Here is a 9,139-nt window from a genome sequence, read left to right as displayed (position 1 = left end):
GACTCCAGAGGCGAATACCACTTGCTATCCAAGTTGTCGTGAGTGTATCCATCAGAATTGAAAAGAGAGCGTATGACTCTCGCAACCTCATCTGAATGCCTATCCAGCGCAAAAAACAGATTGAAGAGTACGCTCACGGCGATTGCACCCGAGATCAAGTATGCTTTTGCTGCAATGTCTGTATCTATTTTTGCTCCACCGATTTCTTCAGGCGCCTTGAGCATTCCCAAGGCGACCCCAACGAGAAGCAGCGAATAGGCCACCAGCGCGAACATCGCCCTGTTTCTCCAAGTCCAAACTGCCTGGAGACGGGAATACAGCTTGTCGATATGGTTCTCCCTCAAACCACCCATAGTACCAGATACCTCCAGTTTGAAATCCTGCCTACCGCTCGTTGCCGCGTTTGAAGTTGCCCGTCACCCGCGCCATCAGCTTCTGCCGGCCCGGCTCGTCGAGCCCCTCGGCCCGCGCCAGGAAATCCGCCGCCGACTTCCCCTTCAGCACCGTCACCTGCCGTCCCCGCCAGGAGACGAACACCTGGCCGCCGCCGGTGCGGTAGGCGAATGGCGCGTCGTCGAGGCCGCCGCGGCCGCCGTCAGCCATGATCGCGCTCCCAGGCGGTCTTGAACTCGCCGTAGGCATGGCGCAGCCCGGCGAGGGTCTCCATCTGCGCGGGGCCGAGGTTGTTGATGGGCGCCTGCGCGCGGTTCGGATCCGGCAGCAGCCGCCACACGCCGCCGTAGCGGGCCAGGTCGAGGGGCTCGAGCTCGATGCGCTCGCCGTCGGCCTGCCGCCGCGGGCGCGTGGCGCAGACGGCGAGGCCGTCCGCGACGAAGGTCTCCTCCACGACGACCTCGACGTCGCGTTCGGCGAGGAACGTCACCGCGTGGGCGACGAACGCCGCCACGGCTGCGCCCTGCTCGGCGTTGGCCGCGTGGAAGCACAGGGCGGCCGCGTCGGTGCGGCCGGCGCGCAGGTGCTCGAAGCAGGTGACGACGACCTCGGCCGGGGTGCTGTCGGCATCGGGACGGGACGGGGCCGCACCCGCCGCCGCCACGTCGCCGCGGTCACCGGACGACGCGCAGCCCGCGACGACGCCCAGCAGCAGGATCAGCACCGCCGCCCGCACGGCTACTCCGTCCCCGGCGCCACCGCAATGCGCGCCATGTCCTCGTACAGCAGGTGCAGGCGCCCCTCGATCTCGGGATCGAGGCCGCCGTCCGCGGACCAGGCCGCCTTCGTCGCGTAGAGGAAGCGCGGCACGATCACCGCGCGGAAGTCGAGCATGAGGTGGTTGGCCAGGCCCATGACCGACATGTAGCTGCCCTGGCCGCCGGCCGCGCAGATGAACGCGATCACCTTGCCGGTGAAGGCGCGGCCGACCAGCTCGATCACGTTCTTGGCCGCGGCGTTCACGTCGTAGCAGTAGATGGGCACGGCGAAGACCACGTGGGTGGCGGCCTCGAGGGCGGTGGTGAGCTTGGCCAGGTCGGGGTGCTCCCAGCAGCCGGGCGATCCGGCCAGGGGCAGGTCGAGCTCGCGCAGGTCGAGGTGGTTCACGGTGACGCCGCGCTCGCGCAGCGAATCGCGGCAGCGGGCGGCGAGATCCTGCGAGCGGGACGCGGGGTTCAGGCTCGTGGAGATGATGGTCACGTTCTGCATGATGGCGGGATGTCGACTTTCGCGGAATGCGGTGGATGACGGACGTCCGGAATCGCGGGCGCACGACGGAACCCGCAAGATAGGCCCGCCCGCCCCGAACCGCCGCCGCCGTGGCCCCTACCGCAGCTTCGCCCCCGGCCCCGGCTTGCGCACCAGCACCTTCACCTCGCCCCGGTACCAGTCGATGCGGTAGTTGGCGTCGAGCTCCTGCAGCAGGACCGGCAGGTGCTCCTGGGCGATGGTCGTGTTCACCTCGTGCATCCAGGTGCCCAGCACGATCACCGCCGGCCCCTTGGTCAGGATCGCGTGCAGCAGCGCCTCCTTGCCGGCCACGTGGTAGTGCGCCTGCTGGGCCGGCGTGAGCTGCTCCGACACGCCCAGGGCGAAGTGGTTCTCCATGCCCGGCAGGAAGGGCCGGTCGGCCGCGAACGGATAGCCCGACCAGAACGACAGCACGACGTCGTCGCGCGCCGAGCGCTGCCGGATCTCCCGCGCCACCTCCCGCACGCGGGCCGGATCCCACACCTCGTTCCAGTCCATGCCCACGTGGCGCACCTGCAGGCCCACCGCCGCGATCACCGCCAGCGCGCCCAGCACGCCGCCCACCAGGGTCGTGGGCCGGCCGAAGCGCCGCGCCAGATCGATCAGGCCGAGCAGCGCCGCGGGCACGAGCAGCGGCACCAGGGGCGCGGTGAAGTACTGCTCGTACGAGGGGTCGGGCAGCAGGCAGGTCAGGGCGAGCACCACGGCGCCCCAGCCGGCGAGCAGGGCCACCGGCCGCAGCTCGGTGTCCGAGTGGTCGTGCGCGCCCGGCCGCCGCGCCGCGCGGACGCCCACCACCGCCAGCCCGATCAGCACCAGCAGCGACGGGTTCAGCAGCAGCGCCCGGGCCAGTTCGAGGAGCGCCGCCAGGAAGCGGGGCACGTCCGGGGCCTCGCCTTCGGCCACGAGGCGATCGAGGGGGTTGAAGCGCAGGCGATGGTAGATCAGGTTGTTGAAGACGAAGCGCTCCGGATCGGCCAGGTACAGGCGCAGGGCCGGCACCAGGCCCAGCAGCAGGCCCACGCCCGCCGCGGCCACCGACGCCGGCGTGATGCCCGTTGCCGGACGCCGCCAGCGCAGCCACGCCAGCCCGCCCAGCAGGGCCACGGCCCAGGGCGCGTACAGCAGCCGCACGCCCACCGCCAGCGCCGCCGCCAGTCCGGACACGAGAAACCACACCAGCTTGCGGGTCGCCAGGCCCCGATCGGCCGCCCACAGGGCGCCCACCACGCCGAGGTTGGCCAGGGCGAAGGTCTTGGTGGTCACGCCCCACGACAGCAGGTGCGGGTTCAGGGCCAGCAGCAGCAGCCCGCCCACCACGAACATGGGCCGATCGCCCACGCGGGCCACGAGCAGGGCGCCCCACAGCCCGAGGGTGAGCACCAGGGCCGCCACCGAGCCCAGCCGCAGACCCGTCAGCGAGGGGCCCACCACCCCCTGCAGCGGCCCGTACAGGTAGGGCAGGTAGGGCATCTGGGGGTAGAAGTAGTCGGCATAGGGGGTTTGCCCGGAGGCCGTCAGGCGCGCGGCGGTGGCGTAGTAGCCCTCGTCGCCGTCGATGGGGCGCACCTGGGCCAACCAGGCCGTCCCGGCGCCGAACAGGGCCAGGATCAGCAGAAGCAGCAGCAGCGATCGGCGCCGGATCATGGGCTCGTTTCCGCCGGCGGAGTCTCCGGCGCAGGAAAAGGGTCAAGCAGGGACTCCCGTGTCCGAACATAAGGAACCGACGGACGGGATAGTCCGATTATTTTTCAAGTCCATGCGAACCAGGGACGCCGACGTGCACGACGGGGATCAATCGCTCATCGCCGAGATCAGGGCTTCCGGACGTCTGCCTTCGCCCACGGGCGTGGCCCTGACGATCCTCGAGCTCTCGCGCGATCCGCAGACCGACATCGACGAGATGGCCACGGTGCTGCAGGGCGATCCGGCCCTGTCCGGACAGCTCATCAAGTACGCCAACAGCGTGGCCGCCGGCAACCGGAACCCCGTCACCACGGTGCAGGACGCCCTCGTGCGCATCGGCATGCGCGTCGTCAGCCAGCTCTGCCTGGGCTTCTCGATCCTCACCAACAGCCGCCGCGGTCAGTGCGCCGCCTTCGAATACGGCCGCTTCTGGGCCCACAGCCTGGCCATGGCCTCAAGCTGCCAGACTTTGGCCCGGACCATGAAGGCCGTCAACCCCGATGAGGGCTTCACCTGCGGCCTGCTGGCCGACATCGGCGGCCTGGCCCTGGCGGCGGTCTACCCCGAGACCTACGGCGAGGTCATCGCCAAGTGGAGCCAGGGTTCGCGGCGCCGGCTGCTGCAGTGCGAGCGCCAGATCCTGGGCATCGACCGCAACGAGGTCACGGCCGCGCTGTTCCGCGACTGGGGCCTGCCCGAGTTCTACGCCAAGGCCGTCGAGTCGAAGGACGACACCGAGTGGGCCGACCTCGAGCAGAAGGCGCCCGGTCGCGACCGGGGCGCCGCCCTCGCGCACCTGCTCTTCGCCGGCAACCTGGCCGCCGAGATCTGCACCGAGACGGCGTCGGAGCGGCGCTGGCGCGTGCTCGACTTCCAGAACTTCGCCCGCCTGTACCACCTCGAGGACGACGTCTTCGTCCACATGTACGACGAGATCCTCGAGGAGTGGGAGCGCATGGGCAAGGTGCTGGCCGTCGTCACCGGCCAGGTGCCCTCCATGGCGGCGCTGCTCAAGCAGGCCCGCAGCGGCGACGGCGTGATCCGCGGCCGGCGCGGGCGCGGCGACGAGCTCGAGCCCGAGGCCGGCGGCACCGTGGAAGCGGCATCGGCCGGCGCCGAGTTCCCGACCCCCGCCGTCGACGTGCCCGACGCGGACGACGAGCCCGAGACGCCGACCCTGCGCATCCTCGTGGCCACCGACTGCCCCGTGCACCAGAAGATCCTCACCCGCCGCCTCGAGAAGGACGGCCACGAGATCCACCACGCCGCCGACGGCCGGCAGGCCCTCGAGGTGGCCCTGCGCGTGGAGCCGCAGCTGATCATCTCGGACTGGATGATGCCCGAGCTGAGCGGCCTCGATCTGTGCCGCACCCTGCGCTCGACGCCCCAGTTCGCCCACATCCACTTCATCATCATGACCAGCCACGACACCAACGAGGAGCTGGTCGAGGCCTTCGACGCGGGCATCAACTACTACCTGATCAAGCCGCTCAACCACACCATCCTGCGCTCGCTGCTGCGTGGCGCCGCGCGCGAGGTGGCCAACCGGCAGGAGGTGCAGCGCCAGAAGGAGGAGCTGCGCCGCATCAACGCCGAGGTGAGCATCGCCAACCGCATGCTCAAGACCATGGCGCTGCAGGACCAGCTCACCGAGCTGCCCAACCGGCGCGCCGGCCTCGAGGCCCTCGACAAGTCGTGGTCGCACGCGTCGCGAACGAAGGAGCCGCTGCTCGTGATGATCATGGACATCGACCACTTCAAGGCCGTCAACGACACCTGGGGCCACGACGCCGGCGACGAGGTGCTGCGTGCCACCGCCGACGCCATGAAGGGCGCCGTGCGCGACTACGACGTGCTGTGCCGGTTCGGGGGCGAGGAGTTCCTGGTGGTGTGTCCGGGGGCGAGCCTCGAGGTGGCCGCCACGGTGGGCAACCGCATCCGCGAGGCCGTCGAATTCAACGCGATCGACGTGCCCGAATTCCAGGGCCACGTGACCATCTCCATCGGGGCCGCCGTGCGCGCCGACGACGTCGAGAGCCCCAAGGACCTGATCAAGCTCGCCGACGAGGCCCTCTACGCGGCCAAGGAGGCGGGCCGCAACAAGGTGTGCCTCTACTCGCCCGAGACCGCCAGCACCTGACGCTCCCCCGCCTTCAGCTCTTCGCCTCGAACCGCCGGTGCAGGTTCAGATGGTAGTCCGCCATGGGCCGCCGGTCCTGGTCCACGTCGAGCACCTCCTGCGCCCGGTCGTAGTCCTCGGGATTCACGTGCAGGATGTACCGGTACCCCCCGCGCCCGTCGGTGATCCCGTTCGAGCTGCTCACGTTGATGTCGGCGTCGCACAGGCGCTGGTGGATGGTCACGAGCGCGCCGAGCTCGTCGTCGCCGTGCACGATGAAGGCGTGGTGCGGGCCCAGCAGGCGCAGGCCCTCGTTCCGCGCCAGCTCGCCCAGCCAGGTGGCGTTCAGGGGATAGATCACGAGTTGGGTGCGGCTCCGTCCGACGGGAAAGGCATTGAAGGCGAGCAGGTTCACCTCTTCGTGGGCCAGGGCCTCGAGGAAGCGGCAGCCCTGTCCGGGCGCGTCCTCGACGGTCGTGTAGTAGTAGTCCACGGGGTAGATGTGCGCGGGCATGGGACACCTTCCTTCGTTGGCGGATCGCACTCCTCCGTCGGGAACCGCGTGGGGGGCGGTTCCGCTCGCGGCGGCTCGCGGGCCGCCCGATCGGGAGGGGCCGACCGTGGGCAGGTGTCGTCTCGTCTGTCTCGCGGCTCGGCCAGGATCCGACCGGGGGCTCTCCCGATGTCGGGGGAGATCCTCGGACTACGAGCGCGCCGGGAAAACGTTTCTCGGCTCCGCACCTTCATGCGGATATCCTTATTGTAGCACGGAATCCGGGGCGGGGCGGCAAAAAACCGCGGGGCGGCGTGCGCCGCCGGGCCCGGCTCAGGGGTGGGTCAGGACGGCCTCGACCACCCCGTGCCGCTCCTCCGGGCCGTCGCCGTGGCGATGGACGGGGCCCAGGCCTTCCCACAGGTGCACGGGCTGCCAGCGGAAGAAGAGGCGCGGGATCTCGCCCTTCTCCAGGAAGAGGCGGTAGCGGTCGCCCTCGGGCGAGCGGAAGCTGCGGATGCCCAGGCGCTCCCACTCCTGCACCAGCCGCGGGAACGACGGGTCCTCAACGTGCCAGGCCGTCAGGAAGAGGGTGCCCCCCGAGCGCAGCCACTGGTGCAGCCGGGTCACGAGGGAGGCGCATTCGTGGTAGTTGAGGATCTGCATCAGGCCGAAGCAGAGGATCACGTCGAAGACCCGGGGCGGCTCGTAGGCCATGAAGCCCTTCGGCACCAGATCGATGTCGAGCTTGGCCTTGCGGGCGGCCTTGGCGATGGTCTCGATGGCCACCGCCGACGGGTCGAGGGCCGTCACCCGGCACCCCCGACGGGCCAGGGGCAGGGTGTTGCGGCCCTGGCCGGCCCCGATGTCGAGCACGCGGGCGTTTTCGGGGATGAACTCGTCGAAACGGGCCAGCAGCTCGGACGGTTCCGCACCGAAGTAGTCGTCCTGGGCGTAGGTGCCGTCGTAGTCTTCCGTCATGGTCGGGCCTTCTGCTGGATCCGCACCGGGGAGCCGCCGGTGGACCACACGTGATTCGCCCCCCCGGACCGTGCTATAATAAGGCATCAAGCGCATTTGCACACCCCGAACCGACAGGTCTATACTTGCCCCCATGGTGAAGTCCCTGCGCATCCACGGGCCGGTCCTGCTGGGCCTGGCGGTCCTCGTGTTCGCCGCCTTCGGGCGGCTGACGTCGACCCCCCTGTTCGACAACCTCGACGCGCAGATCATCCGCGACGCCCACCAGCTCGCCGTCAACCCGGCGAACATGTTCAACCACATCGGCTTCTATTTCAGCCAACCGCTGCTGCAGCTCGCCTTCCTCGCCGAGTACCGCCTCTTCGGCCTGAACACCGCCGGCTACCTGGCGGTGAACCTGGCCGTGCACACGGTCAACTCGTTCATCGTCTACATGCTGGTGAACATGCTCTTCCCGCGCCACCGCATGGCCGTGCTCGCGGCGACCCTCTTCGCCCTCGCCGTCGGCAGCTACGGGCGCGTCTTCATGACCATCCACCAGCTCGAGGGCCTGCTCATCGCGGGCCTGCACCTGCTGGTGCTGTACTTCTTCATCCGGAACGATTTCCGGCGCCACGGGGGCGTGCGCTCGCCCCTCTTCCTGATCGGCCTGGGGCTCTTCCTGCTGGCCGGCCTGACCAAGGCGGCCTCGTTCAGTCTCGTGGGCTGCCTGATCGCCTACAAGCTCTTCTTCATCACCCAGCGCTCGCGGCGCACCGTCTTCTCGCCGGACATCCTGGTCTTCGTGGCCGTGGCCCTCGCCTTCCACTTCGCCCAGTCCCACTGGGGCTTCCAGGCCCCGACGGTGTACGAGAGCGCGTCCGGCCACACCTACTTCAGCCTGCTCTCGGTGAAGAACCTCTTCCGCTACCTCGTGCTCATGTTCTTCCCCATGCAGCAGAGTCCCATTCTCGAGTCGGCGCCGGCCTGGGTCGTGTGGGTGTACCACGCGCGCATGGTCATCCGCTTCCTGCTGACGCTGGCCATCCTCTCCTACAGCTTCTTCGGCTTCGTCTTCGGCAGCCGCTCCATCCGGTTCTTCATCGCCTGGACCTACATCACGCTGGTGCCCTTCACGGGGCACACCGACACGGGCGTCTGGCTCAACCTGAGCCACCTGTACCTGACCTCGCTGGGCTTCTGCGTCATCCTCGCGGCCGGGGCCACCGGCACCAGCAACCTGCTCGCCCGCCACCCCTGGCGGCGCCTCGTGCCCTACCTCGTGCCCCTCTGCTTCGCCGTCATCTCGGTCTCCGTCGCCTGGAAGCTCGACGGGCGGAACAAGTGGGTCGCCTCGGGTCCGGACGCGGCGGCGCTGCGGCAGGACGTGGTCCGCTCCTGCCAGGCGCGCCCGGCGCTGATCCGCGACATCCGCCGCTGAGTGTTGACAGGCCCCCGCCGGCGCGGATAATCGTCGAAGCCGCACCCAACCGGAGGGAGATTCCATGCTTCGCGCCGCTGTCGTCCGCCTCGGCCTGGTCCTGGTCGTCGCCGCCGCCGCCGTCCCGGCCCTGGGCCAGGACTGCTGCCAGATCGAGGAGGGCTACCGCATGATCTGGTCGGGCTCCGACTCGACCATGACCTACAGGGAGCTCGCCGCGTACTGCGGACCCATCCTCTGGTTCTCCCCCGACGAGCCCAACCTGGAGGGGGCCAAGGGCAAGGACATCCGGGTGCCCATGAACTTCCCCTTCGAGCCCGGCCTCGACGCGCCCCTGATCTACTACCGGGTGCGCACCCTGCTGACGCGCGGCGACGACAAGGCCGCCATCGTGCGCGACGATCCGGCCCGGGTGGACACGGAGATCAACCTGGCCGAGGTGGTCGGCATCGATCTCGACTACTTCTACTACTACCCCAGCGAGGAGGGGCTCGGCGCCCACAAGCACGACGTCGAGGCCACCTACTTCAAGGTGTACGTGCACCACTGCCAGGGCTGCACCACGCCCCACTACGCCCTCTACATCGAGCGCACCATCGCCAAGGCCCACGGCCTGCTGTGGTACGACAACACGCTGGTCACCGACGAGTACACCGAGTTCCCCATGACGATCCTCGTCGAGGAGGGCAAGCACGCCAGCTGCACCGACAAGAACCACGACGGCGTCTACACCCCG

The 9,139-nt window shown here is 69.2% G+C and carries 10 protein-coding genes; 3 read left to right on the top strand and 7 right to left on the bottom strand.

Features of this window, described 5'->3' with window-relative positions; all coding sequences use genetic code 11:
• The 5 genes from KDM41_13810 to KDM41_13790 form a co-directional block, all read right to left on the bottom strand.
• On the bottom strand, nucleotides 1–275 hold a 275-nt coding region (locus KDM41_13810; GenBank protein MCB1184500.1), incomplete at its 3' end, for a hypothetical protein.
• A gap of 109 nt (nucleotides 276–384) precedes the next feature.
• A complete protein-coding gene (locus KDM41_13805) occupies nucleotides 385–603 on the bottom strand; it encodes a hypothetical protein (protein MCB1184499.1) in 219 nt (72 codons plus the stop codon).
• Nucleotides 596–1,129, bottom strand: a complete 534-nt coding sequence (locus KDM41_13800) for a hypothetical protein (protein MCB1184498.1) — start codon at nucleotides 1,127–1,129, stop codon at nucleotides 596–598. Before KDM41_13800 ends, KDM41_13805 begins: the two co-directional genes overlap by 8 nt.
• Nucleotides 1,130–1,131: 2 nt before the next feature.
• Nucleotides 1,132–1,662, bottom strand: coding sequence for an NAD(P)H-dependent oxidoreductase (locus KDM41_13795; GenBank protein MCB1184497.1), 531 nt, complete (start codon nucleotides 1,660–1,662; stop codon nucleotides 1,132–1,134).
• A gap of 117 nt (nucleotides 1,663–1,779) precedes the next feature.
• Nucleotides 1,780–3,351 carry a hypothetical protein gene (locus KDM41_13790; protein MCB1184496.1) on the bottom strand — a complete coding sequence of 524 codons (1,572 nt, stop codon included), beginning with the start codon at nucleotides 3,349–3,351 and terminating at the stop codon, nucleotides 1,780–1,782.
• Nucleotides 3,352–3,463: 112 nt separating this feature from the next.
• On the opposite strand from KDM41_13790, the gene KDM41_13785 reads away from it, so the two are divergent.
• Nucleotides 3,464–5,530 (top strand): diguanylate cyclase, encoded by a 2,067-nt coding sequence (locus tag KDM41_13785; GenBank protein ID MCB1184495.1) that lies wholly within the window; start codon nucleotides 3,464–3,466, stop codon nucleotides 5,528–5,530.
• Nucleotides 5,531–5,543: 13 nt separating this feature from the next.
• Here KDM41_13785 and KDM41_13780 read toward each other — a convergent pair whose 3' ends face one another.
• Both KDM41_13780 and KDM41_13775 read right to left on the bottom strand, forming a co-directional pair.
• A complete protein-coding gene (locus KDM41_13780; protein ID MCB1184494.1) occupies nucleotides 5,544–6,023 on the bottom strand; it encodes a hypothetical protein in 480 nt (159 codons plus the stop codon).
• Between the two features lie 312 nt (nucleotides 6,024–6,335).
• Entirely contained in the window at nucleotides 6,336–6,983 is a 648-nt protein-coding gene (locus KDM41_13775; protein ID MCB1184493.1) for a class I SAM-dependent methyltransferase, read from the bottom strand.
• A 133-nt stretch (nucleotides 6,984–7,116) separates the two neighbouring features.
• Here KDM41_13775 and KDM41_13770 point away from each other — a divergent pair, with 133 nt between their 5' ends.
• A complete protein-coding gene (locus KDM41_13770) occupies nucleotides 7,117–8,403 on the top strand; it encodes a hypothetical protein (protein MCB1184492.1) in 1,287 nt (428 codons plus the stop codon).
• 64 nt (nucleotides 8,404–8,467) lie between these two features.
• On the top strand, nucleotides 8,468–9,139 hold a 672-nt coding region (locus KDM41_13765), incomplete at its 3' end, for a hypothetical protein (protein ID MCB1184491.1).

The sequence above is a fragment of the bacterium genome (genome assembly GCA_020440705.1).
Lineage (GTDB): Bacteria > Krumholzibacteriota > Krumholzibacteriia > LZORAL124-64-63 > LZORAL124-64-63 > JAGRNP01.
The sequence above is the reverse complement of the archived record's forward strand: the minus strand, read 5'-3'. Positions and strand labels throughout refer to the sequence as shown.